Origin of the sequence: Micromonospora fluostatini, assembly GCF_050410825.1 — a bacterium.
Lineage (GTDB): Bacteria > Actinomycetota > Actinomycetes > Mycobacteriales > Micromonosporaceae > Micromonospora > Micromonospora rosaria.
In genome coordinates this window covers 6,364,616-6,388,587 of the sequence record NZ_CP191251.1, presented here as the reverse complement: position 1 = coordinate 6,388,587, position 23,972 = coordinate 6,364,616, and the positions used below count along the sequence as shown (strand labels likewise).

20 protein-coding genes and 2 pseudogenes are annotated in these 23,972 nt (G+C 74.5%); 4 read left to right on the top strand and 18 right to left on the bottom strand.

Translation table 11 applies throughout. From position 1 onward, the window contains the following. Positions 1–84: 84 nt before the first annotated feature. Positions 85–663: a peptide deformylase gene (locus ACQUFX_RS28450; RefSeq protein ID WP_428963269.1), complete on the bottom strand. Its 579-nt coding sequence runs from the start codon at positions 661–663 to the stop codon at positions 85–87. Continuing rightward, complete coding sequence (locus ACQUFX_RS28445; protein ID WP_067370780.1) at positions 660–1,172, bottom strand: glycine cleavage system transcriptional repressor; 513 nt, start codon at positions 1,170–1,172, stop codon at positions 660–662. The genes ACQUFX_RS28450 and ACQUFX_RS28445 overlap by 4 nt, the downstream gene beginning before the upstream one ends. A 96-nt stretch (positions 1,173–1,268) precedes the next feature. Here ACQUFX_RS28445 and ACQUFX_RS28440 point away from each other — a divergent pair, with 96 nt between their 5' ends. Continuing rightward, positions 1,269–2,174, top strand: coding sequence for an HhH-GPD family protein (locus ACQUFX_RS28440; RefSeq protein ID WP_428963268.1), 906 nt, complete (start codon positions 1,269–1,271; stop codon positions 2,172–2,174). A gap of 94 nt (positions 2,175–2,268) precedes the next feature. Here the strand turns inward: ACQUFX_RS28440 and ACQUFX_RS28435 are convergent, their stop codons facing one another. From ACQUFX_RS28435 to ACQUFX_RS28385, 11 genes and pseudogenes are all read right to left on the bottom strand, one after another. Further along, positions 2,269–4,800 carry an ATP-dependent Clp protease ATP-binding subunit gene (locus ACQUFX_RS28435; RefSeq protein WP_428963267.1) on the bottom strand — a complete coding sequence of 844 codons (2,532 nt, stop codon included), beginning with the start codon at positions 4,798–4,800 and terminating at the stop codon, positions 2,269–2,271. Between the two features lie 444 nt (positions 4,801–5,244). Further along, a complete protein-coding gene (locus ACQUFX_RS28430) occupies positions 5,245–5,595 on the bottom strand; it encodes a histone-like nucleoid-structuring protein Lsr2 (protein ID WP_067370786.1) in 351 nt (116 codons plus the stop codon). A gap of 107 nt (positions 5,596–5,702) precedes the next feature. Then, positions 5,703–7,211 (bottom strand): lysine--tRNA ligase, encoded by a 1,509-nt coding sequence (gene lysS, locus ACQUFX_RS28425; RefSeq protein ID WP_067370789.1) that lies wholly within the window; start codon positions 7,209–7,211, stop codon positions 5,703–5,705. Positions 7,212–7,428: 217 nt separating this feature from the next. Continuing rightward, positions 7,429–8,187, bottom strand: coding sequence for a type III pantothenate kinase (locus tag ACQUFX_RS28420; RefSeq protein ID WP_428963265.1), 759 nt, complete (start codon positions 8,185–8,187; stop codon positions 7,429–7,431). Between the two features lie 49 nt (positions 8,188–8,236). After that, a pseudogene (gene nadC, locus ACQUFX_RS28415) lies at positions 8,237–8,881 on the bottom strand (carboxylating nicotinate-nucleotide diphosphorylase); the annotation flags it as partial. A gap of 119 nt (positions 8,882–9,000) precedes the next feature. After that, a pseudogene (locus tag ACQUFX_RS28410) lies at positions 9,001–9,235 on the bottom strand (nicotinate-nucleotide diphosphorylase (carboxylating)); the annotation flags it as partial. Between the two features lie 43 nt (positions 9,236–9,278). Continuing rightward, positions 9,279–10,973 (bottom strand): L-aspartate oxidase, encoded by a 1,695-nt coding sequence (locus ACQUFX_RS28405; RefSeq protein WP_428963264.1) that lies wholly within the window; start codon positions 10,971–10,973, stop codon positions 9,279–9,281. Positions 10,974–11,102: 129 nt separating this feature from the next. Continuing rightward, positions 11,103–11,999, bottom strand: coding sequence for a septum formation family protein (locus ACQUFX_RS28400; protein WP_428963263.1), 897 nt, complete (start codon positions 11,997–11,999; stop codon positions 11,103–11,105). A gap of 103 nt (positions 12,000–12,102) precedes the next feature. Next, entirely contained in the window at positions 12,103–12,528 is a 426-nt protein-coding gene (gene panD, locus ACQUFX_RS28395) for an aspartate 1-decarboxylase (protein ID WP_067370800.1), read from the bottom strand. 28 nt (positions 12,529–12,556) lie between these two features. After that, a complete protein-coding gene (gene panC / locus ACQUFX_RS28390; protein ID WP_428967110.1) occupies positions 12,557–13,405 on the bottom strand; it encodes a pantoate--beta-alanine ligase in 849 nt (282 codons plus the stop codon). A 56-nt stretch (positions 13,406–13,461) separates the two neighbouring features. Further along, on the bottom strand, positions 13,462–14,427 hold the full coding sequence (locus ACQUFX_RS28385; RefSeq protein ID WP_428963262.1) for a Rossmann-like and DUF2520 domain-containing protein: 966 nt from the start codon (positions 14,425–14,427) through the stop codon (positions 13,462–13,464). Between the two features lie 266 nt (positions 14,428–14,693). Between ACQUFX_RS28385 and ACQUFX_RS28380 the strand changes: the two genes are divergently transcribed. Then, positions 14,694–15,881 carry an SAM-dependent methyltransferase gene (locus tag ACQUFX_RS28380; RefSeq protein ID WP_428967109.1) on the top strand — a complete coding sequence of 396 codons (1,188 nt, stop codon included), beginning with the start codon at positions 14,694–14,696 and terminating at the stop codon, positions 15,879–15,881. Beyond that, positions 15,878–17,047 (top strand): NADH-quinone oxidoreductase subunit D, encoded by a 1,170-nt coding sequence (locus ACQUFX_RS28375; protein ID WP_428963261.1) that lies wholly within the window; start codon positions 15,878–15,880, stop codon positions 17,045–17,047. Before ACQUFX_RS28380 ends, ACQUFX_RS28375 begins: the two co-directional genes overlap by 4 nt. 45 nt (positions 17,048–17,092) lie before the next feature. Here the strand turns inward: ACQUFX_RS28375 and ACQUFX_RS28370 are convergent, their stop codons facing one another. The 4 genes from ACQUFX_RS28370 to ACQUFX_RS28355 all read right to left on the bottom strand — a co-directional run bounded on the left by ACQUFX_RS28370 (position 17,093) and on the right by ACQUFX_RS28355 (position 22,385). Next, positions 17,093–19,414 carry a hypothetical protein gene (locus ACQUFX_RS28370; protein WP_428963260.1) on the bottom strand — a complete coding sequence of 774 codons (2,322 nt, stop codon included), beginning with the start codon at positions 19,412–19,414 and terminating at the stop codon, positions 17,093–17,095. A 206-nt stretch (positions 19,415–19,620) separates the two neighbouring features. After that, on the bottom strand, positions 19,621–20,625 hold the full coding sequence (locus ACQUFX_RS28365; protein ID WP_428963259.1) for a glycine betaine ABC transporter substrate-binding protein: 1,005 nt from the start codon (positions 20,623–20,625) through the stop codon (positions 19,621–19,623). A gap of 253 nt (positions 20,626–20,878) precedes the next feature. Further along, entirely contained in the window at positions 20,879–21,601 is a 723-nt protein-coding gene (locus ACQUFX_RS28360) for an ABC transporter permease (protein ID WP_428963258.1), read from the bottom strand. Positions 21,602–21,698: 97 nt separating this feature from the next. Then, positions 21,699–22,385 (bottom strand): ABC transporter permease, encoded by a 687-nt coding sequence (locus ACQUFX_RS28355; protein ID WP_428963257.1) that lies wholly within the window; start codon positions 22,383–22,385, stop codon positions 21,699–21,701. Between the two features lie 14 nt (positions 22,386–22,399). Here ACQUFX_RS28355 and ACQUFX_RS28350 point away from each other — a divergent pair, with 14 nt between their 5' ends. Next, complete coding sequence (locus tag ACQUFX_RS28350) at positions 22,400–23,404, top strand: ABC transporter ATP-binding protein (RefSeq protein ID WP_428967108.1); 1,005 nt, start codon at positions 22,400–22,402, stop codon at positions 23,402–23,404. 46 nt (positions 23,405–23,450) lie between these two features. On the opposite strand, the gene ACQUFX_RS28345 is transcribed toward ACQUFX_RS28350, so the two are convergent. Then, positions 23,451–23,945, bottom strand: coding sequence for a hypothetical protein (locus ACQUFX_RS28345; RefSeq protein WP_428963256.1), 495 nt, complete (start codon positions 23,943–23,945; stop codon positions 23,451–23,453). Positions 23,946–23,972: the final 27 nt, after the last annotated feature.

Below are 23,972 nucleotides of genomic sequence, written 5' to 3'. Positions count from 1 at the left end.
GATGCCCCCACGGTAGCGGCGCGGCGCGCCCCTGCCCGGCACGACGCGCCGGACCGGCGACGGCTCACCGCACCGACCTTCCACTCACGACGGCTGCCCTGGTCGGTCCGGCCCGGACAGGTACACCTTGCGCTGGTGGATGGCGTGCGCCCCGGCGACCCGGTCGAGGAAGAGCTGACCGGCGCAGTGGTCGATCTCGTGTTGCAGGGCGCGGGCCTCGAAGCCGTCGGTGACCAGCCGGACCGTCTCCCCGGTCCCCGGCAGTTCGCCCTCCACCACCAGCCGGCTGGCCCGCTTCACGTCACCGGTCAGGTCGGGCACCGACATGCAGCCCTCCCGACCCGCCTTCCACCGGGTCGCCTCGACCACCCGCGCGTTGCACAGCACGAACGTGCCGTGCACGGTGACCGCCTTCGGATGCCCGGTGACGTCCACCGCGAAGACCTGCGCGCCGACCCCGACCTGCGGGGCGGCCAGCCCGACGCAGCCCGGGGAGACCCGCATGGTCGCGACCAGGTCGGCGGCGAGCCGGACCGTCTCCGCCGAGGTCGGGTCGACCGCCGCGCCCGCCCGGCTGAGCACCGGGTCGGGCGCCGACAGCACCGGCCGGACCTCGCCCGGCACCGCCAGCGCCTCGGGTGTCCAGCCGCCGAGCCCGGTCACAGCAGATCCGTCTCGACCGGCCGGAGGGTGGCCTCCACACCCAGGTCGGCGGCGGTCCGGGTCAGTCGCCCGGCCAGTTCGTCGGCGGTACCCGGGGGCAGGTCCACCTCGGCCACCACCACGTAGAGCGAGCCGGCCAGTCGGGTGCTGAGGTCGGTGACGTTGCCCCCGACGTCGGCGAGCAGCCGGGTCAGCGCGGCCACGATGCCCATCCGGTCGGCACCGTGCACGGCCAGCACGTACGGCTCGCCGGCCGGTACCGCCTCCCCGTCCGGGGTGACCGCGCGTACCGTCGCCAGGAGCTGACCGTCGGCGGCGAGCGGGGCCAGCGCGGCCTCGGCCTCGGCGGCGGTCGGTCCGACGCAGATCAGGGTCATCGCGAAGTGCCCGCGCAGCCGGGTCATGGTGGAGTCGGTGAGGTTCGCGCCGAGCCGGGCGAGCCCCTCGGCGACGTCGGCCACGATGCCGGGCCGGTCCCGGCCGATGACGGTGATCGCGAGCTGGTTCATCCGGGCATTCTCCCCGAACCGTCCGGTGCTGCGACGACGGCCCCGCCGGGACCGCCCAACCCGCGGGACGGCGACCCGTGACATCATCAGCGCGCGATGTCTGAGCCAACGTTCGCCACCCTGGTCAGTCGGTGGTACTCCGAGCACGCCCGGGACCTGCCGTGGCGCCGTCCCGGGGTGACACCCTGGGCCATCCTGGTCAGCGAGGTCATGCTCCAGCAGACCCCGGTCGTGCGGGTGGTGCCCGCCTGGGAGGCCTGGTTGGCCCGCTGGCCGACCCCGGCCGCGCTGGCCGACGACACCCCCGCCGAGGCGATCCGGATGTGGGGACGGCTCGGCTACCCTCGCCGGGCGGTACGGCTGCGCGACTGCGCGGTGGCGATCGTCGAGCGGCACGCCGGTGCGGTCCCGGACCGGCTGGACCAGCTCCTGGCGCTGCCCGGGGTGGGGACGTACACCGCGCGGGCGGTGGCCGCGTTCGCGTACGGGCAGCGGCACCCGGTGGTCGACACGAACGTCCGTCGGGTGGTCTGCCGGGCGATCGCCGGGGAGCCGGACGCCGGCCCCGCCACCCGCCCCGCCGACCTGGTGGCCACCGAGGAGCTGCTGCCCGTCGAGCCGGCCGCCGCCGCCCTGGCCAGCGCGGCCTTCATGGAGCTGGGCGCGGTGCTCTGCGTGGCCCGTTCGCCCCGGTGCGACCGGTGCCCGGTGGCGTCGGTGTGCGCCTGGCGGGCCGCCGGCAGCCCTCCACCGACCGGCCCCACCCGCCGCCCCCAGCAGTACGCCGGCACCGACCGGCAGGTCCGTGGACTGCTGCTCGGCGTGCTGCGCGAGACCACCGGGCCGGTGCCCCGGCAACGCCTGGACCAGGTCTGGGCCGACGACGTGCAGCGCTCCCGGGCGTTGGCCGGGCTGGTCACCGACGGCCTGGTCGAGCCGGTCGGCGAGGCGTCGTTCCGGCTGGTCGGCGACGGCGGACCGGCCGCCCCCGCCCTCGTCTGAGGCCGGCAGCACCTCCCCACGGCGGCGAAAGGCTCGGCCCGGCGGTGGAGTACCGCCGGGCCGAGCCCGTTCGTCGTGCGCCTACCTCAGGTGGTCACTCGTCCGCCCCGGCGGCGGCGGTGCCACCCAGGTCGGCGGGGACGGCGTCCGGCACCTCCACCGGCTTGTCCGCGCCCTTGAAGACCAGCTTGGACTTGTCGATGTCCTCCGGGTCGCCCTCGCAGTCCACCACCACGATCTGACCCGGGGTCAGCTCGTTGAACAGGATCCGCTCGGAGAGGTTGTCCTCGATGTCGCGCTGGATCGTGCGACGCAGCGGACGCGCCCCGAGCACCGGGTCGAAGCCCTTCTTCGCCAGGTACTTCTTGGCGTTGTCGGTCAGCTCCAGGCCCATGTCCTTGTTGCGGAGCTGGGTCTCGATCCGCTGGATCATGATGTCCACGATCGAGAGGATCTCCAGCTGGCGGAGCTGGTGGAAGACGATGGTGTCGTCGATCCGGTTCAGGAACTCCGGCCGGAAGTGCTGCTTCAGCTCGTCGTTGACCTTCTGCTTCATCCGGTCGTAGTTGGAGTCGGAGTCCTCCGACGCCTGGAAACCGAGCGAGACCGCCTTGGCCACGTCCCGGGTGCCCAGGTTGGTGGTCAGGATGATGACCGTGTTCTTGAAGTCCACGATCCGCCCCTGACCGTCGGTGAGCCGACCGTCCTCCAGGATCTGGAGCAGGGTGTTGAACACGTCCGGGTGGGCCTTCTCGATCTCGTCGAAGAGGACCACCGAGAACGGCCGACGGCGCACCTTCTCGGTGAGCTGGCCACCCTCGTCGTACCCGACGTATCCGGGCGGGGCACCGACCAGGCGGGAGACCGTGTACCGGTCGTGGAACTCGGACATGTCGAGCTGGATCAGCGCGTCCTCGCTGCCGAAGAGGAACTCGGCGAGCGCCTTGGAGAGCTCGGTCTTACCGACGCCGGACGGGCCGGCGAAGATGAACGAGCCGGACGGCCGCTTCGGGTCCTTCAGGCCGGCCCGGGTCCGCCGGATCGCCTTCGAGACCGCCTTGACCGCGTCCTCCTGGCCGATGACGCGCTTGTGCAGCTCGTCCTCCATGCGCAGCAGGCGGGAGGTCTCCTCCTCGGTCAGCTTGTAGACCGGGATGCCGGTCCAGTTGCCGAGGACCTCGGCGATCTGCTCGTCGTCGACCTCGCTGACGACGTCCAGGTCACCGGCCTTCCACTCCTTCTCCCGCTGGGCCTTCTGGCCGAGGAGCTGCTTCTCCTTGTCCCGGAGCTGGGCGGCACGCTCGAAGTCCTGCGCGTCGATCGCGGACTCCTTGTCCCGGCGGACCTGGGCGATCCGCTCGTCGAAGTCGCGCAGGTCCGGCGGCGCGGTCATCCGGCGGATCCGCATCCGGGCCCCGGCCTCGTCGATCAGGTCGATCGCCTTGTCCGGCAGGAACCGGTCGGAGATGTACCGGTCGGCCAGCGTCGCCGCCGCCACGAGAGCGGCGTCGGTGATGCTCACCCGGTGGTGCGCCTCGTAGCGGTCGCGCAGGCCCTTGAGGATCTCGATGGTGTGCGCCAGCGACGGCTCACCCACCTGGATCGGCTGGAACCGGCGCTCCAGCGCGGCGTCCTTCTCCAGGTGCTTGCGGTACTCGTCGAGGGTGGTCGCGCCGATGGTCTGCAGCTCACCCCGGGCCAGCATCGGCTTGAGGATGCTCGCCGCGTCGATCGCGCCCTCGGCGGCACCCGCGCCCACCAGGGTGTGGATCTCGTCGATGAAGAGGATGATGTCGCCCCGGGTGCGGATCTCCTTGAGCACCTTCTTCAGGCGCTCCTCGAAGTCACCGCGGTACCGGGAGCCGGCGACCAGGGCACCCAGGTCGAGGGTGTAGAGCTGCTTGTCCTTGAGCGTCTCGGGCACCTCGCCCTTGATGATCTTCTGGGACAGCCCCTCCACCACGGCGGTCTTGCCGACGCCGGGCTCACCGATCAGGACCGGGTTGTTCTTGGTACGGCGGGAGAGCACCTGCATGACCCGCTCGATTTCCTTCTCGCGCCCGATGACCGGGTCGAGCTTGCCCTCGCGGGCGGCCTGGGTCAGGTTGCGGCCGAACTGGTCCAGCACCAGGCTGGTCGACGGCGCGGCCTCGCCGGTGGCGGCGCCCGCCGCGGCCGGCTCCTTGCCCTGGTACCCGGAGAGGAGCTGGATCACCTGCTGGCGGACCCGGTTGAGGTCGGCGCCGAGCTTGACCAGCACCTGGGCGGCGACGCCCTCGCCCTCCCGGATCAGCCCGAGCAGGATGTGCTCCGTGCCGATGTAGTTGTGGCCGAGCTGCAGCGCCTCACGCAGCGACAGCTCCAGCACCTTCTTGGCCCGCGGCGTGAACGGGATGTGCCCGCTCGGCGCCTGCTGGCCCTGGCCGATGATCTCCTCCACCTGCTGGCGGACGCCCTCCAGGGAGATGCCGAGGCTCTCCAGGGCCTTCGCCGCGACGCCCTCACCCTCGTGGATCAGGCCCAGCAGGATGTGTTCCGTACCGATGTAGTTGTGGTTGAGCATCCGGGCCTCTTCCTGGGCCAGGACGACAACCCGTCGCGCTCGGTCGGTGAACCGCTCGAACATGCCCTCGTGCTCCTCACGTGCCGTGCGCCTTGATGGTCAGATCTCGGCGGGGCCGGTGCGCGGACGTCCGGGACGGGCGTCCTTGCCTCATTACTCTATCGCCGCGGACCGGCTCCGCTGAGGTCGTGTGTCGCCGCCAGCGCCCAGGTACGCGTCGTTCTACCCAACCGTCCACGCTCAGACGGTGTTCCGGGGCCTCTGGCTGTACGCGCAGAGCGAAATTCCGCAGGACCGGGCGATGGCTCCCCAGGCCCCCGCAGCGGTTGTCCACAGGCTGTGGAAAGACTCTCCACCGGCTGTGGACAACGCCGTCCGGGCCGGTTCTCTTCCCGGCGCCCGCTGCGCCGGTGGCGCCCGTCCCGACCGGAGGGCGGGCCGGTACGGACGGCGACGCCGGCCCGGAGATGTCTCCGGCCCGGCGTCGGTGTCGCCTGTCGCGGTCGCTCAGCGGCCAGCGCGGGAGTGGTACTCCTCGACGATCTCCTGCGGGATCCGCCCCCGGTCGGAGATCTCCCGCCCCTCCTTCTTCGCCCAGGCCCGGATCGCCTTGTTCTGCTCGCGGTCGGCGGTCGCTCCGCCGCGCCCCCGCGCGGCCCGTCCCCCGACCACCACGCCGCCCCGACCGACCTTGGTCCCGGCGGCAACGTACTGCGCGAATGCCTCGCGCAATTTCTCCGCGTTGGAGTCCGACAGGTCGATCTCGTACTGAACGCCGTCGAGGGCGAACTTCACGGTCTCGTCGGCGTCCCCGCCGTCCAGGTCATCGACCAGCTTGTGAATGATCTGCTTGGCCACGTCGCACAATCCTTTCGAGCAGGGTCTCCTGCCAGGAGCACAATAGCCCGCTCGATGCTCGCCGCGTCAATAGTACGGCCAGAAAAGTCGGCGCCGACACCGGGGAACTACTCGGGCCGGACCAACGGGAAGAGGATGGTTTCCCGAATTCCCAGGCCGGTGAGCGCCATCAACAGCCGGTCGATTCCCATTCCCATACCCCCGGCCGGGGGCATTCCGTACTCCATCGCCCGGAGAAAGTCCTCGTCCAGGCGCATGGCCTCGGCGTCGCCACGGGCCGCGAGCTGGGCCTGGGCCACCAGCCGCTCGCGCTGCACCACCGGGTCCACCAGCTCGGAGTACGCGGTACCCAGCTCGAAACCGAGCACATAGAGGTCCCATTTTTCGGCCAGCCCCGGCTCGCTGCGGTGCGCCCGGGTCAGCGGGCTGGTCTCCTCCGGGTAGTCCCGGACGAAGGTCGGTGCCTGCAGCCCCGGCACCACCAGCTCCTCGAACAGCTCCTCGGCCAGCTTGCCCGGCCCCCACTTCGGGTCCACGGCCAGCCCGACCTTGTCGGCGTACTCGACCAGGCGGGCGCGCTCGGTGCGGACGGTGACCTCCTCGCCGAGCGCCTCGGAGAGCACCCCGAACAGGGAGACCGAGCGCCACTCGCCGCCCAGGTCGAACTGCCGGCCATCGGCGTGCGTCACCACCGTGGAGCCGGCCACCGCGACCGCCGCGCGCTGCACCAGATTGCGGGTGAGGTCCGCCATGGTGTCGTAGTCGCCGTACGCCTGGTACGCCTCCAGCATCGCGAACTCGGGCGAATGCGAAGAGTCGACACCCTCATTACGGAAGTTGCGGTTGATCTCGAACACCCGATCGACCCCACCGACGACGGCCCGCTTCAGAAACAGTTCCGGGGCGATTCGCAGATACAGATCGGTGTGCAATGCATTGCTGTGGGTCACGAATGGGCGGGCCGCCGCGCCGCCGTGCAGCAGTTGCAGCATCGGCGTCTCCACCTCAATGTAGTCCTGCGCGTGCAGGGAGTCCCGGAGACTGCGGACGGCGGCGGCGCGGGTACGGACCATCTCCCGGGCCTGCGGCCGGACGATCAGGTCCACGTACCGCTGCCGGACGCGGGCCTCCTCGCTCAGCGGCTTGTGCGCCACCGGCAGCGGTCGCAGCGCCTTCGCGGTGATCGCCCACTGCTCGACCAGCACGGAGAGCTCGCCCCGGCGGCTGGTGATCACCTCGCCGGTGACCCCGACGTGGTCGCCCAGGTCGATCAGGCGCTTCCAGTCCTCCAGCCGCTCCGCGCCGACCCGGTCCAGCGAGAGCATCGCCTGGAGTTCGGTGCCGTCACCGTCCCGGAGGGTGGCGAAGCAGAGCTTGCCGGTGTTCCGTACGAAGATCACCCGGCCGGTGACCGCGACCCGGTCCCCGGTGGCGGTGTCGGTGGGCAGCTCGGCGTAGGTCGCCCGGACCGTCGCCAGGGTGCTGCTGCGGGGATAGCCGACCGGGTACGGCTCGACGCCCTCGGCGAGCAGCCGGTCCCGCTTCTCCCGGCGGACCTTCATCTGCTCGGGAAGGTCGTCGGCGGGGTCGACAGGGACGGGCTTCTGCTCGGTCACGGCACGCTTCCTCGGATCGGAAATTCGGCGGGGTCAGCCCCCGAGCGTACTCAAGGGCCGTGGCGGCCGTTACGGGATAACCTGCCCGCCATGACCGACCCCACTCCGACCGGTCGTCCACCGCTGGCCGGGACCGCAGGGTGCCGTCTCCGCCCCACTGGGTGAGAAGGGAGCCCTTCTCTACCGTAGGCGTTAACAAGGGGCCCTTCCTTACCCCTCAGACGTTGCGGTCGTAGACCATCCGCAGGCCGATCAACGTGATCATCGGCTCGTGGTGGGTGATGGTGCGACACTCCCCCATCACCAGCGAGGCCAGCCCACCGGTGGCGATGACCGCCTTCACCCCGCCCAGCTCCTCGGCCATCCGTTCGACGATCCGGTCCACCTGACCGGCGAAGCCGAAGTACAGGCCGGCCTGGAGGCACTCGACGGTGTTCTTGCCGATCACCGACCGGGGGCGGGTCGCCTCGACCTTGCGCAACTGGGCCGCGCGGGCGGCCAGGGCGTCGAAGGAGATCTCGATCCCCGGTGCGAAGGCCCCGCCGAGGAACTCGCCCCGCGCGCTGACCACGTCGAAGTTCGTGGTGGTGCCGAAGTCGACCACGATCGAGGGCCCGCCGTAGAGGGTGTGCGCGGCGAGGGTGTTCACCACCCGGTCGGCACCGACCTCCTTGGGGTTGTCGATCGCCAACTGCACCCCGGTCCGGACCCCCGGCTCGACGACCACGCTGGGCAGCTCGCCGTAGTAGCGGTCCAGCATGGTCCGCAGCGAGCGCAGCGCGGCCGGCACCGTGGAGCAGGCGGCCACCCCGGTGATCTCGACGGCGTCCCCGGCGAGCAGGCCCCGGAACATCAGGCCCAGCTCGTCGGCGGTGGACCGGGCGTCGGTCTTGACCCGCCAGGAGTGCACCAGCTTGTCACCGGCGAAGGTCGCCAGCACGGTGTTGGTGTTTCCGATGTCGATGCAGAGCAGCACGTCCGAAGCCTAGACAACGCCGACGCCGACGCCACCGCCGCAGGTCCCGCTAGCGTCGCAGGTCCATGGCGATGTCCAGGATCGGCGAGGAGTGGGTCAGCGCGCCGACCGACAGGTAGTCCACCCCGGTCGCCGCGTACTCGGCCGCCACCTCCAGGGTCAGCCCGCCGGTGGCCTCCAGCTCGGCCCGGTCCCCGACGGCGGCGACCACCTCGGTCAGCGTCGCCGGGGTCATGTTGTCGCAGAGCAGGAAGTCGGCACCGGCCTCGACGGCCTCCACCGCCTCGGCCACCGTGGTCACCTCGACCTGCACCGGCACCTGCGGGAAGGTTTCCCGGACCCGCCGGTAGGCGGCGGTCAGCCCGTCGGCCGCGAGCTTGTGGTTGTCCTTGATCATGGCGACGTCGTGCAGGCCCATCCGCTTGTTGGTGCCGCCGCCGGCCCGCACCGCGTACTTCTCCAGGGCCCGCAGGCCCGGGGTGGTCTTGCGGGTGTCCAGCACCATCGCCTTCGTCCCGGCCAGCGCGTCGGCCCAGGCCCGGGTGTGGGTGGCCACCCCGGACATCCGGCAGAGCAGGTTCAGCGCGGTCCGCTCGGCGGTGAGCAGCAGCCGGGTCGGGCCGGTCACCGTGGCCAGCACGTCCCCCCGGGCCACCCGCTCGCCGTCGGCGGCGAGCACCGACACCTCGACGGTACGCGGCACACCCGCGCCACCGGAGGCACCACCGGCCCCGCCGGCCACGGCGCCACCGGCCGAAGCACCACCGGCCCCGCCGGCCGGGGCGGCGTCCGGCGTGCCCGCCGAGGCGGCGGCCACCTCGGCGACCAGCTCGAACACCGCCGCCGCCACGGCCAGGCCGGCGACCACCCCGTCGGCGCGGGCCACCAGGTCGGCGGTGTCCACCTGCCCGGCCGGGATGGTGGCGACACTGGTCACGTCGAGCAGCTCCGGGCCGAGATCCTCGGTCAGCGCGTCCCCGACCACCCGCCGCACCCACGCCGGGTCCAGCCCGCCGGCCCGCAACACCTGCTCCGTCGACTGCCTCACCGTTGCTCCTTCGTCAGCTCACGACCGCAGCGGACGTCGGCGCTCACGCCGACGGCTCCCACCGCTGGGTCAACCGGCCCTGCGCCCCGATCGAGCCGACCAGGTGGCCCAGCCACCGGTCGTCGGCCGTCGGGAAGTCCTCCCGCCAGTGACAGCCCCGGGTCTCCCGGCGCGCGGACGCGGCGGCGACCAGGGTCGACGCCACCGTGATCAGGTTCGTCGCCTCCCACTCGGCGGTCCGGGGTCGGCCCCGGCCCGCGCCCAGCTCGGTCAGCACGGCGGCGGTGTCGGTCAGCGTCGCCGCCGAGCGGAGCACCCCGGCACCCCGGGTCATCGCCCGTTGCAGGGGTGCCGTCACCTCCGCCGGCACCACCCAGCCGTCCCCGCCGGTCCAGGCCCCGGTGGACGCCGGCTGTGCCTGCTCGGGCAGGCCGGTGGCGATCTCCTCGGCGATCCGCCGGGAGAAGACCAGCCCCTCCAGCAGCGAGTTGCTGGCCAGCCGGTTCGCGCCGTGCACCCCCGTGCAGGCGACCTCGCCGCAGGCGTACAGGCCGGGGATGGAGGTCCGGCCGCGCAGGTCGGTACGGACGCCGCCGGAGGCGTAGTGGGCGGCCGGGGCGACCGGGATCAGGTCGGTCGCCGGGTCGACCCCGATGGCCAGGCAGGAGGCGACGATGGTGGGGAACCGCCGGGCGAGGAAGTCGCCGCCCAGGTGCCGGGCGTCGAGGAAGACGTGGTCCGCGCCGGTGGCCAGCAGCACCCGGTGGATGCCCTTGGCCACCACGTCCCGGGGGGCCAGCTCGGCCAGGTCGTGCTGGCCGACCATGAACCGCTTGCCGTCGGCGTCGACCAGGTGCGCGCCCTCACCCCGCAGCGCCTCGGAGACCAGCGGCTGCTGGGCCAGCCCGGCACCGGGCACCCGGGCCCGCTCCGGGACGATCAACGCGGTCGGGTGGAACTGCACGAACTCCACGTCGGTGACGGCCGCGCCGGCCCGCATCGCCAGCGCCACGCCGTCCCCGGTCGACACCGCCGGGTTGGTGGTGGCCGCGAAGACCTGCCCCATTCCGCCGGTGGCCAGCACGACCGCGCGGGACAGGATGGCGCCCACCCCGTCCTCGCTGCCCTCGCCGAGGACGTGCAGGGTGAGCCCGCAGGCCGGGCCGAGACCGTCCGGGCCGTCGCCGGGAGCGCGCAGCAGGTCCAGCACCAGGGCGTGCTCGACCAGCCGGATCCACGGGTCCCGACGGACCGCCGCGTGCAACGCCCGCTGCACCTCGGCCCCGGTGGCGTCCCCGCCCGCGTGCACGATCCGGTCGGCCCGGTGCCCGCCCTCCCGGGTGAGCATCAGCGAGCCGTCCGGGTGGCGGTCGAACTCCGCGCCGATCCGCATCAGCTCCCGCAGCCGGGTCGGCCCCTCCTCGACCAGCACCCGGACCGCCGCCGGGTCGCAGAGCCCCACCCCGGCGACCTCGGTGTCCGAGGCGTGCGCCGCCGGGCTGTCGTGCGGGTCGAGGACGGCGGCGATCCCACCCTGCGCCCACCGGGTCGACCCGTCGTCGATGTTGACCTTGGTGACCACGGTGACGTGCAGCCCGGCCTCCCTCAGGTGCAGGGCGGCGGTGAGCCCGGCCACCCCGGAGCCGACCACGATCACGTCGGTGGTCTCCACCCAGCCGGGCGCGGGCGCCGCCAGCAGTCCGGGCAGGGTCGGCAGGTCACCGGTCGAGGAGTCCATGAGCACAGTCAACCGCGCCGCAGGCCCGGCCGGGCCCTCGGGTCCGAGGTGTGTGGTTCCGGCTACGTTGTCCGGACCGGTACGACACGCAGCGTCGCGACCGCCGGACCGACCGGTGGGCCGGGCCGGTCACCGGGTGCGGATCGGCAGGCCGGCCGGGCCGGCCCCCTTCAGCGAGCCGGTCACCGTCCGGTGGCTCAGCCAGAGGTAGCAGCGCACGCCCCGGTCACCGGCGCGCCACCGGCCCTCGGCCGGCGGGCGGACCACCACCCCGCTGCGGATCCTGATCTGGACGTCGTTCGGCACGCCGGCGTACTTCGCCAGCACCTCGTAGCAGCCGGTGTAGAACCGGGACCACCCGGCGGGCACGTCCGGGAAGGGCTTGTCCGGCGCCTGCCACACCCCCACGTACTCGGCGTTGTGCCGGGTGTCGCAGGCTACCGGGGTGAGCGTGCTGACGCCTCCGCCCCGACCCGTACGGGCCTGCTGGCAGCCCAGCCGCAGCGGGGACGGGCCGCGCAGCGCACCCCGCAGGCTGCCGGTACGGGTGACCGTCCCGGCGCCCGCCTCCACGGTGGTCACCTCGGTCAGGTCGCACCGGTACCACCGGGCTCCGGACGCCCAGCCGGTCTCCGACGGTATGGCGACCCCGAGCCGGAGCCGGGCCCCGCGCCACTCGTCACCCACGTACCCGCTGGTCCTGCCGTCGCAGTCGGCGAAGGCGCCCCGTAACTCGGCGGAGCCGGTGGCCGGGCGGGCGGTCTGCTTCGCGGGGAAGATCCCGACGTGCGTGGTCTCCACCCGGTGCGGCCCGGCACAGTCGACCGGCTGGTACGCCACCAGCGTCACCACGTCGGTGAAGTCGGCCTCCTGACAGACGCCGGCGGCCGGGGTGAACGGCCCGGCCGGGGCCAGCGCCGCCCAGTCGTCGGTCAGGTCGGCGTCCAGCCCGTCCACGGTCGCACAACCGGCCGCCACCAGCACCGCGACCAACGCCCCGACCAGCATCGTCCTCGAACTGCGCATCGCGGCCTCCCCCAGCCACCGCCCACGAGGGCGGGTCAAGGGTAACCGGACATGAGCGTCCGGTGACAGACCGGATCTTCCCGATCGGCGGGGCCGGAACCGGTCAGACGGGCAGGGCGTGCGCCGCGCGGACCGGGTCGCCGACCATGCCGGCGACCGCAGCTGTCGGGTCCGCGCCCAGCTCGATGACCCGGTTCGCCGCGTCGACGTGCACCACCCGGGGCCGGTACGTCCGTGCCTCGGCGTCCTCGAACTGCCCGTACGAGATCAGGATCACCAGGTCGCCGGGGTGCACCAGGTGGGCGGCGGCACCGTTGATGCCGATCACCCCGCTGCCCCGCTCACCGGGGATCACGTACGTCTCCAGCCGGGCGCCGTTGGTGATGTCCACGATCGCGACCTGCTCGCCGGGCAGCAGGTCGGCGGCGTCGAGCAGGTCCTGGTCCACGGTCACCGAGCCGACGTAGTGCAGGTCCGCCTGGGTCACGGTGGCCCGGTGGATCTTCGACTTCAGCATGGTGCGCAGCATCGGAGTGCCTTTCACGAGAGGTCTGTTCTCAGGCGCGCGGCGCGAGCCGGAGCCCGGTGTTGTCGATCAGACGGACGCCGCCCACCCAGGCCGCCACCAGCAGCCGGGCCGGGCCGGCGACCGGCCCCGGCTCCAGGTCGGGATCGGTGAGCACCAGGTAGTCCAGCTCGGCCCCGGGCTCGCCGGCCCCGAAGGCCCGGTGCGCGGCGGCGAGCACCGCCCCGGCGTCGTGACCCGCCCCGGCGGCCACCACACCGGCCCGCAGCGCCGCCGAGAGGCTCAGCGCCGCCTGCCGCTGGCTCGGGGAGAGGTACCGGTTGCGGCTGGACAGCGCCAGGCCGTCCGACTCGCGGACCGTCGGCACACCGACGATCTCCACCGGTACGTCCAGGTCCCGCACCATCCGCCGGACCAGGGTGAGCTGCTGGTAGTCCTTCTCCCCGAAGAACGCCAGGTCGGGGCGGGTGAGCTGGAGCAGCTTCAGCACCACGGTGAGCACCCCGTGGAAGAAGCCGGGGCGGCTCAGCCCCTCCAGGTCCTCACCGACCTGCCCCGGCAGGACCCGGACCGTCGGCTCCCCGTGCGGGTACATGTCCGTCACCGACGGGGCGAAGACCAGGTCGGCGCCGGCCCGCCGGCAGACCGCCAGGTCCGCGTCCAGGGTGCGCGGGTACCGGTCGAAGTCCTCGTTCGGGCCGAACTGCAACGGGTTCACGAAGATCGTCACCAGCACGTGGTCGGCCCGCTCCCGGGCCGCCCGTACCAGCGCCTCGTGCCCGCCGTGCAGGGCACCCATGGTCATCACCACGGCCACGGTGCCGGTCAGCCCGCCCCGGGCCGCCGCCAGTTCGGCCCGGGTGTGCACTACCTCGGTCATGCCGTTCCCCTCGCTACCCGACTGCGACGCCCGCGCCAGCAGTCCACTCCGGGCGCTCACGCCGCCACCTCACGCTGGTGCTGGGTCCGGCCCAGCACGTCGAGCAGGGGCCCGGCGTCGGCCGGGCGGAGCCGACCGGCGGCGACGGCGCGGCCGGCGGTCCGCCGGGCCAGCGCCAGGTACGCCGGCACGGAGTCCGGGGCGGTGGCCGCCAGCCGCTCCAGGTGCCGACGGACCGTACCCGCGTCGCCCCGGGAGACCGGCCCGGTCAGCGCGTCGTCGCCGAGGCGCAGCGCGTTGCCGAGGGCCGCCTCCAGCAGCGGGGCGAGCACCTTCTCCGGCTGGGCCACCCCGGCGTCACGCAGCCGGTCGGCCGCCTCGTTGACCAGGGTGACCAGGTGGTTCGCCCCGTGCGCGAGCGCGGCGTGGTACAGCGGGCGGTCCGCCTCCCCGATCCACTCGGGCACCCCGCCGAGGTCGGCGACCAGCCGGGCGGCCAGCGGCCGCAGCCGCGCCGGGGCGGTCACCCCGTACGAGATGCCGGCCAGGCGGGACAGGTCGTCCGGCGTACCGGTGAAGGTCATCGCCGGGTGCAGGGCCAGCGGGTGGGCGCCGACGGCGGCGGCCGAGGCGAGCACGTCCAGCCCGTGCGCGCCGGAGGTGTGCGCGACCACCTGGCCCGGGTGCAGCGCGCCGGCACCGGCCAGCCCGGCGACCACCCCGGCCAGGGCGTCGTCCGGCACCGCGAGCAGCAGCAGGTCGGCGGCGGCGCGGGCGACCGCCGGTGCCGCCTGGAGCGGGGTGTCGGGCAGCAGCAGCGCGATCCGGGCCCGGGTCGCCCCGGAACCCTCGGAGACGGCGGTCACCCGGTGCCCGGCGGCGGCGAGCGCGGCACCCAGCACGGCACCGACCCGACCGGCGCCGATGACGCCGACGGTGAGACGGGAATCGCGGGATTGGCCGCCCGCTGGTACGCCGGCCCCGGGCAGGGCGGCGGTACGCGGGCGCGACGGTGCGCTCATGGCAGTGATCCAGTCCTCGATGGGGGTACCGGTCGATGGCAAGTATGCGCCGCCGTCACGGACCCGGACCAAGGGGTTGTGAAAACCTTCACCACCCCGCCCCGGGTGCAAGGAAGGGCCCCTTGTTAACGCTTTCGGTATAGGAAGGGGCCCTTCCAATCACCCGGGGCCGGGCCGCCGTCGGCCGGGCCGGGGATCGGCGGGCGTCCCGGCCCGGCTGACCGTAGGGTCGACCGGTGACGGAACGCCGAGCGGGTGACGAAGCGGTGCCGATGTCCTGGGGGGCGGCGATGGCGCGGGCGCTCTACGGCCCCGGCGGCTTCTTCGTCTCCGGTCCCGGGCCGGCCGACCACTTCCGCACCAGCGTGCACGCCGCGCCGGCGTTCGCCACCGCGCTGTTCCGCCTGGTCGAACGGGTCGACACGGCCCTCGGCCACCCCGACCGGCTCGACGTGGTCGACGTCGGCGCCGGTCGCGGGGAACTGCTGGTCGCCCTCGCCGGGCTGGCCGCCCGGCCGACGCCGGCCGGCCCCGGGACGCCCGACGCCGCCGCACGCCCCGGGGCGCCCGGCACCGCCGCGGGTGCCAACCGGCCGGCGAGCGTCGGCGGGGTGCCGGACCGTCCCGGGCGGCCCCGCCCGGACCCCGCGCCGACCGGCGGTGCGGGACCGGTACCGCTCGCCCGCCGGCTCCGGCTCACCGCGGTGGAACTCGCCCCCCGGCCGGCGGGCCTGCCGGCGGCGGTGGGCTGGGCGGAACGGGTCCCGACGGGGATCACCGGGCTGCTGCTCGCCACGGAGTGGCTGGACAACGTACCCCTGGACGTGGCCGGCTGGACCCCGACCGGGTGGCGGTACCTGCTGGTCGACCCGGCGACCGGCACGGAGACGGTGGGCGGCCCGGTGAACCCGGCGGACGCGGACTGGCTCGCGGCCTGGTGGCCGCCGCCCGGCCCGGCGCCGGAGGGACCCGGATCGGGGTACGGGGTGACCGCGCGGGCGGAGATCGGCCGTACCCGGGACGAGGCGTGGGCCGCAGCGGTCCGGCGGATCGACCGGGGGCTGGCGCTGGCCGTGGACTACGGGCACGTCCGGGCCGGCCGGCCCCACGACGGGACGCTGACCGGGTACCGGGGCGGGCGGCAGGTGCACCCGGTGCCGGACGGGTCGTGCGACGTCACCGCGCACGTCGCGGTGGACTCCGTCGGCGCGGCCGGTGCGGCGGTCGCCGGAACGGCGTACACGCTGGTCGACCAGCGGGCCGCGCTGCGCGCGCTCGGGGCCGACGGCGGCCGGCCGCCGCTGGCCCTGGCCTCGACCGACCCGGCCGGGTACGTCCGGGCGCTCGCCGCCGCCGGCGCGGTGGCCGAACTGACCGACCCGGCCGGACTCGGCGGGCACTGGTGGCTCCGGCAACCGGTCGGCGTCGACCCGGACCCGTTCATGGCACGATGACGGACATGACCACGGACGCCGCCGACCTCCGCGAGCTGACCGTCGGAACCGGGGCGGGCGGGGAGCAGCTCGGCACCGACATGGTGCTCAACATCGGCCCGCAGCACCCCTCCACGCACGGCGTGCTCCGGCTCCGGCTGGTCCTCGACGGCGAACGGGTGGTCTCCGCCGAGCCGGTCGTCGGGTACATGCACCGGGGCGCGGAGAAGCTCTTCGAGGTCCGCGACTACCGGCAGATCATCGTGCTGGCCAACCGGCACGACTGGCTGTCGGCGTTCTCCAACGAGCTGGGCGTGGTGCTCGCGGTGGAACGGCTGATGGGCATGGAGGTGCCCGAGCGGGCCACCTGGCTGCGGATGGCCCTCGCCGAGCTGAACCGGGTGCTCAACCACCTGATGTTCCTCGGCTCGTACCCGCTGGAGATCGGGGCGATCACCCCGATGTTCTACGCGTTCCGCGAGCGGGAGACCATCCAGGCGGTCATGGAGGAGGTCTCCGGCGGCCGGATCCACTACATGTTCAACCGGGTCGGCGGGCTGAAGGAGGAGGTGCCGGCCGGGTGGACCGGGCGGGCCCGCGCCGCCGTCGGCGAGGTACGCCGCCGGATGCCCGACCTGGACAACCTGATCCGGCGCAACGACATCTTCCTGGCCCGTACCGTCGGGGTGGGGGTGCTGTCGGCCGCCGAGGCCGCCGCCTTCGGCGCGTCCGGGCCGGTGGCCCGCGCCTCCGGCCTCGACCTGGACCTGCGCCGCGACGAGCCGTACCTGGCCTACGGTGAGCTGGACGTGCCGGTGGTGACCCGCACGGCCGGGGACTGCCACGCCCGCTTCGAGGTGCTCCTCGACCAGGTGTACGCCTCGCTCGACCTCGCCGAGCAGTGCCTGGACCGGGTCGACCGGCTCACCGGGCCGATCAACACCCGGCTGCCCAAGGTGCTCAAGGCGCCCGAGGGGCACACCTACGCCTGGACCGAGAATCCGCTCGGCATCAACGGGTACTACCTGGTCTCGCGCGGGGAGAAGACGCCGTGGCGGCTCAAGCTGCGCACCGCGTCGTACGCCAACGTGCAGGCCCTGGCCACGCTCCTGCCGGGCTGCCTGGTGCCCGACCTGATCGCCATCCTCGGCTCGATGTTCTTCGTGGTCGGCGACATCGACAAGTGACCCGGGAGCCGGCCCGGCTCACGTGATCCGGGAGCCCGCCGCGGCTCACCAGCGGCGCGGCGGTGCCTCGTCCGGCCCGTACCCCTCGTCGGCCCGCTGGTGCCGGCTGCGCCGGCCCGGTTCCGGCTCCCCACCGGCCGGCGGGTGACCGCCCCGGGGCGCCGGGCGCCACTCGTCGGGCACCGGCACCCCACCGGCGGGCAACGCCGGCCGGCCCCCCGGCGCGGCCCGGCCGCCGTCCCAGCCGCCCTCACCGTCCCAGCCGTCGCCGTTCCAGCCGCCCGCGCCGGGTCGGTCGGGCCGGGGACGCGCTTCGCCGTGGCGTACCTCGGCCCAGCGGTCCTCCATCCGGAACGCGCCGCCCTGCGGGTCGGCGTGCACACTCGCGCGCCGCTCCCCGACCCGGACCTCGCGGCCCCGCTCGTCGTCACGCACCTCGGCCCACCGGTCCCCGGCCCGCGCCTCGGACCAGGGGCCACCGGCCGCGCCATCCGGGTACGCCGCGTCCCGCCCGGGGTGGTCCACCTCCCGCCACGACTGTCCGGCCGGGGCGCTCCGCCCGGCCTCCGCTCGCCAGCCGGGCTCGTCGCGCCAGCCGGACCGGCCGTGGTCCGCGCCCGGTCGGCCCCCGTCCCCGGGCTCCGGCCCGCCGGGCCAGCCGGCGTCCTCCCGCCGGCCGGGCCGAGCCGCCCCGCTCCACCGCTCCGACCCGGCCCACTGCTCCGACCCGGTCCACTGTCCGGGCTCACCCCACTGTCCGGGCCCGTCCCGGTGGTCGGGTGCGGACCGGTGCTCGGGGCCGCCCCGGCGGTCCGGCCCGCCCGGGTGGTGGGGCCCGCCCCGGTGGTCCCGTCCGCTGCGGTGCTCCGAGCGGGGACCGCCGCCGGGCCCGGTGGGCCGGGCCGGCTCGTCCGGGTCGTCCCAGCCGGAGTGTCGCTCGCCCGGCTGGTCCGGCCACGCCGGCCCGGACTCGCCCCGGTGGGCCGTCCGGGTGGCCTCGGGTCCGCCGCGCTGCTGCGGCCAGGCCGGCTCGGACTCGTCCCGCCGGTCCGGTGCCCAGCCGGGCGCGTCCCGGTCGGCCCGCCGTCCCGCGCCGGGCCGGTCCCGCTCGGCCCGCTGCTCCCACCCCCGGTCGGCGTACCGGGAGCCGGCCACCGGGCCGTCCCGGTCGGCGTACCGGGGGCCGGGGCCCGGCGGCTCCGGGCCGTCCGCCTCGGGCCAGGCCCGGTCCGCCGGCTCGGCGCGCCCCCGGTGGCCGGCCTCGGGCCAGTCCCGGTGCTCGCCGGGCACCGACCGGCCCCGCCCGTCGGGCTCCCCGCCGTACCGGGTCCGGGAGCGCTCCTCGGGCGCGGGGCCGGGCCCGCCCCGGTGCGGTTCGTCGGGGGCCGCCGACGACCACCGGTCGGCGTACCGGTCACCGCCGCGCGGGTCGACGCCACCTCCGTCCACGATGGTGTGCCGGGTCACGTGCACGGTCTCGGTGTGGCGTACCACTCCGCCCGGCCGGGGCCCCAGCTCCGGCCCGGACTGGGGCGGGGCGGCCGACCCCCAGGCCCGGGAGCCGTGGCCGCCGGGTCCGCCGGCCGGGTCGGCGGGCGGCGCGGCGTGCGCCGTGGCCGCGTACCGGCCGGCCGGCTCGGCCTCGGGCGCGGCGGCCCGGCCCGCACCGCCCGCGCCGTCGCGGTCCACCACCGCCCGACCCCGGCCGGCCGGTTCCTCCGGGTCGCGCCGGGCCCGTCCCCAGCCGACGGGCTCGTCGGGCTCGGGCGCCTCCGGCGCCTCGGGCGTCCGCGCCCATCCGGCCGGCTCCTCGGCCTCGGCCGGCACCGACGCCCGCGCCCACCCGGCCGCCTCGTCGGGCTCCCGGTCGGGCGTGGCGCGGACCGGCGGCACCGGCACGCTGGCCTTGCCGGCCGGGGCCTCCTCGGCCGGCCCGGGAACCGGTACCCGGGCACGGCCGGCACCGGCCGGCTGGTCCTCCTCGGCGGGCGGGGTGGTGGTCGTGTCGAGCCGGTGCCGCAACGCGGCCACCGCCTCCTGGGCCCGCTGCGACTGGTCCAGCGCCTGGTTGCCGCGCTGGGCCGCGGCGACGATCTCGCTACGCAGTTCCCGGCGCAGTTCCTCGATCTCCTCGTGCACCTCGTCGGGATCGGCCGAGCCGGAGCCACGGTCGGTGCGTAACGCGACCGAGAGCCCGATCAGCACCACCGACCCGATGGCGAGCACCGCCGCGAAGCGCAGCGGGCCGTTGGAGTCGGCGACCAGCAGGATCAGCGCGGCGATCGGCGCCAACCCCACCCCGCCCCAGAAGAGGGCGGTCAGCAGGGAGGGGGTACGCCGATCGGTGGCGGAAACCGGAGCGGGCATGGCTGTGGAGCCTACGAGATGACAGCGGGTAATGGAACGGCGGCGGACAACTCCGTCGAAACTCGCGAAGAGGCCCCAACCAGCCAGGGCTGTCGGCTCGTGACGAGCGTCACGGCCACCCGGGCGACCACCGGTGGAGACGCCGACGGGGGTGTCCCCAGGTCGGAGACACCCCCGTCACGGGAGCGGTGCGGTGGTGCCGGCGGTCAGCCCGCCGCGTACGCGCTGTCGGAGGAGAAGATCAGGCCGACGCTGATGGTGGCGGTACGCAGGCCGGTCTTGGTCAGCGGGCCGCCCTGGTCCAGCGAGGAGAACGAGCCGACGGAGAGCCCGTAGGTCTTCTCCAGCCCCGGCTTGCAGAAGGGGCGCTCCTGGCACTCCGGCGGGCCGCCCAGCACCGTCGCCGTACCCGAGCACTTCTCGGCCAGCTCGGAGAGGGTGCGGACGCCGTACTTGTCGGCGAAGGCCTGGGTCACCGCGAAGGCGTTCTGGTTCTGTGCGGTGGAGGCTGCGCCGAAGGTGAGGCCGGCCTTCTCACCGAGGCCGGTGAGCGCCTGCGTGGTCGCCGCCACGTCCGGCGAGGAGACCGGCGCGGCGTCCTTGCCGTTGACCTTGGCGTTGAGGAACTCGGCCATGGTCGCGGCGTACTCGGGCACCACCTGGATCTCGCCCTTCTCCAGGGCCGGCTCGTAGAGCTCCCGGTTGCCGATGGTCTGCACCGTGACGTCGTACCCGGCGGCGGTGAGCACGATCCGGTACAGCTCGCCGATGGTCTGGCTCTCGGCGAAGTTGCCGGCCCCGACCACGAGCTTGCCGCCCGGCCCCTTGTCGATGCCGGCGGTCAGGCCGTTGCCGGCGGCGAACTCCTCGGCGGCCACCTTGGAGGACTTCCGGTCCACGTCGACGGCCTTGTTGAGCTGGATCAGCTTCTCCGTGTCGAGCGCCGCGGAGACCTTGTCCAGCGCGGCCACCACCTGCGGCGCCGCCGCCTTGGTGTTGATCGCGGGGAGGATGTTGTCGGCGTTTTGGAGCTTCTTGTCGTCCTCCAGCGCGATCAACTGCTCACCGGCGACCGGAGCGCAGCCCTCCCCCGACGCCTGCTGCTGCGGGGCCTCGGTGCCGGAGGAACCGGCGTCACCGCACCCGGTGAGGAGACCGGCCGCCGCCAGGGCGCCCACCGCCCCGATGGCCAGTCGTGTACGCGCACGCATGAGTGCCCGCCTTCCGTGTCCCGGCGCGACCCTGTCGGGCCGGCCGCGTGTCCGACGGGCGAACCCTGTCACCCCCGCCCGTGTCCCCAGCCAACATCGTCGGACAGGGGTACGACAAACCGGTGGCCGGGTTTGTCACCGGATCGTCACCGAGCCGACCCGGGCCCGCCGTCCGGCCCCGGCGGGCGCCCGACCACGCCCGCGCCGGTGGCTCGCCAGCGCCCCGGGACGGGTGGACGAACCGCCGCGCAGGTCAGCCGCCGGCGACCGCGTTCCCGGCCGGGCGGGCGGCGCGGCGGCGGGCCGGGCGCAGCGGTCGGGGGGTCACCAGCCGCTCGGCGCCGGCCAGGAGCACCTCGGCCAGCAGGGCGAGCCCGGCGACCAGGAGCCCACCGGCCAGGATCTGACCGCCACCGGCGGCGATGCTCAGCCCGAACCCGGACCGGATGATCTCCCCCAGCCCACCGCCGTTGACGAAGGTGGCGAGCGCCGCGGTGGCGATCACCTGCACCGTCGCGGTGCGGAACCCGGCGGCCAGGAACGGCACCGCGAGCGGCAACTCCACCCGGCGGAGCACCTGCCCGCCGGAGAGCCCCATCCCCCGGGCCGCGTCCCGGGTCTCCGGGTCGACCTGCCGCACCCCGGTGTACGCGTTGGCGAGCAGCGGCGGCACCGCGAAGACGGCCAGCGCCACCACCACGGCGGGGCGTCCGAAGCCGAGGAAGGTCAACGGGAGGATGGTCAGCAGCGCCAGCGTCGGTACCGCGAGCGTGACGTTGGAGACCAGCAGGACCAGCCCGCCGCCCCGACCGCTGTGCCCGAGCCAGAGCCCCAGCGGCCAGGCCACCAGGCAGCCCAGCGCCACCGCGGCGGCGGACATGCCCAGGTGCTCACCGAGCCGGTCCAGGATCCCGCCCGGGTTGGTCCAGTTCAACGGGTCGTTGAGCCACACCACCGCCTGCTCGATCGCGCTCACCGGCCGCCCTCCCGCTCGTCGCGCCCCACCCGGCCCGCGCCGGCCACCGCGGCCGTCCCGCGCCGTCGGCCCGTCCCCCGGGTCCGGCCCGTGTCGTTCACCCGGCCCGCCTCGCCGCCCACGGGGTGAGCAGCCGCCCCACCCCGGCCAGGACCAGGTCGGCCAGGAGCGCGAGCAGGACGCAGAGCAGCGTGGCGGTCATGATCTGCGCCTTGTAGAAGTTGTTCTGGAAGCCGGCGAAGATGAGCTGCCCGAGCCCACCCCGGCCGACCACGACCCCCACCGTGACCAGCGCCACCGTCGAGACGGTGGCGAGCCGCAGGCCGGTGACGATGCCGGGCAGCGCCAACGGCAGCTCGATCCGCAACAGCCGGCCCCAGCGGCCGTACCCCATCCCCTCGGCCGCCTCGCGGACCTCCGGCGGCACCTGGTTGAGCCCGGCCACCGCGTTGCGGACGATCACCAGCAGCGCGTACAGGACCACCACGCTGAGCACGGTGAGCGCGCCGATGCCCAGGTACGGGGCGAGGAAGGCGAACAGCGCCAGCGACGGGACCGTGTAGAGGACCCCGGTGAACGCGACGATCGGCCCGGCGAGCGGGCGGACCCAGTACGCCACCACCGCCAGCGGCAACCCGACCAGGGCGGCGATCACCACCGCGCGGACGGTCAGCCAGGTGTGGTCCCCCAGGGCGGAGAGGATCGTGTCAGAGTTGTCCCGCACATACTGCCAGGAGAACCACGGGTTGCCCGGGTCGGCCCGGTAGCTCAGGCGGAGGGACATACGTGGACCGTACCTTGAAGGCCCCTGCCGACGCGGGGCACGATCCGGCCGCCGAGGGGCCCGGCGCGGCCCGCATCCGGCTGGAGGGCATCCGCAAGCGGTACCCGGACGGCACCGAGGCGGTCCGCGAGCTGAGCCTGGAGATCGCCGCCGGTGAGCTGGTGGTGCTGATCGGCCCCTCGGGCTGCGGCAAGTCGACCGTGCTGCGGATGATCAACCGGCTGATCGAGCCGAGTGGCGGCCGCATCCTGCTCGGCGACACCGACGTCACCCACGCCGACCCGGTCGAGCTGCGCCGCCGGATCGGGTACGTGATCCAGAACGTTGGCCTCTTCCCGCACCAGACGGTCGCCACCAACGTCGGTACGGTGCCCCGGCTGCTCGGCTGGCCGAGGGAGCGGACCCGGCGCCGGGTCGACGAGCTGCTCGACGTGGTCGGCCTGGACCCGGCGCAGTTCGGCCGCCGGTACCCGCACGAGCTCTCCGGCGGGCAGCGGCAGCGGGTCGGGGTGGCCCGCGCGCTCGCCGCCGACCCGGTGGTGCTGCTGATGGACGAGCCGTTCTCGGCGGTCGACCCGATCGTGCGGACCCGGTTGCAGGAGGAGTTCCTCCGGTTGCAGGCCGAGGTCCGCAAGACCATCGTGCTGGTCACCCACGACCTGGACGAGGCGGTCCGGCTCGGCGACCGGATCGCGGTGCTCTCCGAGGGCGGCCGGCTGGAGCAGTACGACACCCCGGCGGCGCTGCTCGGCGCGCCCGCCACCCCGTTCGTCCGGGAGTTCGTCGGCGCCGACCGGGGCATCCGCCGGCTCGCCGTCACCCCGGTCGCCCGGGAGACGCTGGACCCGCTACCGGGCGACGGCGCCGACCTGCCGACCGTGACGCTGGGCAGTTCCGCGTACGACGCGCTGGCCGTGATGCTCGCCGCCGCCGTGGACCGGGTACTGGTCAGCGAGGACGGTCGGCCGGTGGGCACGCTCACCCGGCACCGGCTGCTCACCCCCGAGCCGCCGGCCTGACCACCCGCCCCGCGCCCGCCCGGTCCCGGCCGGCGGGTGGGTGGGCTCAGGCGCGACCGCCGAGGCTGGCGGCACCGATGATCCAGCCGGCGAAGAACCCGTACGTGACGCCGGTGCCGGTGGCCTGGAAGGCGGCCGTCAACGCCGCGTCCGAGCCGAGGAACGAGCCGAGGAACGCGGCGAACCCGCTGGCCAGGACGTACGCCGCCCAGCCGGTGAAGAACTGGCCGACCCCCGGTGAGCGGGCCTGCCGGCCGGCGGGCAGCAGGTGGAGGAAGCCGGCGGCCAGCAGGACCAGCAGGATCGCCGTGACGTCGGCCGCGCTCACCCCGGAGCCCTCACCGACCCCGAACCGCCACGCCGGCCAGGCGAGCAGGCGCAGGAACCAGCCGCCGGCCCCGGCCGGGTCGGTGTTCGCCGCGGCCCAGTCCACGTACGCCGGACTGCCGCAGACCGCGACCAGGACGACGGCGGCGAACGCCCCCGTACCCACCGCGCTCCCGTGGCTCCGGCCGGTCCCGGCACTGTTGGTGACAGCCATGACGTGCTCAGTTCCCGGGCCGCCCCG